3 protein-coding genes are annotated in these 1652 nt (G+C 41.8%); 1 reads left to right on the forward strand and 2 read right to left on the reverse strand.

What is annotated here, in order from left to right; genetic code table 11:
- Nucleotides 1-235, forward strand: a 235-nt coding sequence (locus IQR33_RS21455; RefSeq protein ID WP_228014053.1) for a DUF2007 domain-containing protein, incomplete at its 5' end; no start/stop codon positions are given.
- 31 nt (nucleotides 236-266) lie between these two features.
- On the opposite strand, the gene IQR33_RS21460 is transcribed toward IQR33_RS21455, so the two are convergent.
- Nucleotides 267-1070 (reverse strand): alpha/beta fold hydrolase, encoded by an 804-nt coding sequence (locus tag IQR33_RS21460; protein ID WP_017820032.1) that lies wholly within the window; start codon nucleotides 1068-1070, stop codon nucleotides 267-269.
- Nucleotides 1071-1179: 109 nt separating this feature from the next.
- Nucleotides 1180-1652 (reverse strand): glycosyltransferase (locus tag IQR33_RS21465; protein WP_193844034.1); only part of this gene is annotated, 473 nt, incomplete at its 5' end.

Here is a 1652-nt window from a genome sequence, read left to right on the forward strand (position 1 = left end):
CGGAGAAGGTATTTTCGGCTTAAAAGGAGAACTGCCGTTTGGTGATGATACCGATCCTTATGTGTGGCTTTTTGACACGGCACAAAAGATGAAAGCTGAAGAAATAGTAAAAGCATATCGAAAACAATCCGATAGGCATGAGTATCAAGATTGGCAATGCCCAAAATGTCATGAAATAAACGAAGGGCAATTTGGTGCATGTTGGCAATGTGGATATCAACTAGGAGAGCTATAGCGGCTCTCCTATTCAGTGGATGCACTCAGTTTTAAGCACATACAGCTTGCTGTTTAATAAACTCGATGGAGTGTTGATTGAAGTCTTCTGGACGCTCTACATTGCATACATGACCACAATTCGGGATTTCTCGTAGAATGCTGAGCTTATGTGCTGCAACCATTTCTTTGACAGGTTTAATAAACATGTAATCCCTGTCGCCCATTAAGTAAAGAGTCGGAATGGGTAACTCTCGATCTTTAAAATATTTCATTAACGGATTTACATCAGCGGCAAGAATAAACCAACGTTTAAATTCTTTTTGGCAAAGCTTCTTGGCTTCGCGAATAAAAAGGTGGCGAGATTCTCGTTGGCTTCTTTGAGGCATAACAATATAAGCGAACAGTTTGTAGAGCCACATGTACGGTAGGATATGCTTACAAAAATTACCTAATTTCACCAATATCTGAGAACGAGTGTTAAGCCTTGTGACAGCACCGCCGAGCACCATCGAACGTACGCGCTCTGATGACAATTCAGCAAGGTTTCGAACAATAATAGTACCAAGCGACATACCGACAAAATGAGCGGATTGGATCTTTAAATGATCCAATACTTTCAAAATATCTTGGGTAACTTCCGTAAAGGTATAACGGCTAGCAATGAGCTCTTTAAGTAACTGATTTGACTTTCCATGACCTCTTAAATCGATCAGCAATAAGTTAAAGTGTTGCTTGTAAGCTTTAATTTGCTTGAACCAGATAGAAGAGCTACCACCAGCACCGTGCACAAATACAACCCACTCATTACTAGTAGGGTGCAAATAGGTTTTATGAAAAAGTAGCGGCTGGGTCATATTGAGTATCAAAAAGATCGTGCTATTGAGTAAAAAGCCATCCTACCACACTCCCCTTACTCAAGATAATAAAGGCACCTCATTCGGTGCCTTTCGTTACAATTTTAAGTCAAACTAACGCTGAGTGGTAAAGCTGCAAATAAGATTCTGCGGCCTTTTGCCAACAAAAGTCTTGTTGCATCGCGTGCAACTGTACTTTATTCACTTCAGGCTCGTTTTGAGCGTAGAGCAACAGTGCCCTTAGCATCGTTAACAACAATGCCTGCGGTGTCGGTTCGAAAAAAACAAACCCCGTTGCTTCAGATGGGTTTACATCATAATCGCTAACGCTGTCCTTTAAGCCACCAACACCGCGTACTATCGGTAATGTCCCATAAGCCATACTATAGATTTGGTTTAAGCCACATGGTTCAAACTCAGAAGGCATCAAGAAGAAATCAGAACCAGCTTCAACGATATGCGCAAGTTCATTGTCATACGCTTCTACAAAGGCAAATTTGCTAGAAAACTTCGCGGCAACCTCTCGTAACTGAGCGGCAAGAACAGGGTCTCCGGTCCCAACGACAACTAGCTGAACATCGT

This window comes from Vibrio sp. OPT46 (assembly GCF_015163535.1).
Lineage (GTDB): Bacteria > Pseudomonadota > Gammaproteobacteria > Enterobacterales > Vibrionaceae > Vibrio > Vibrio alginolyticus.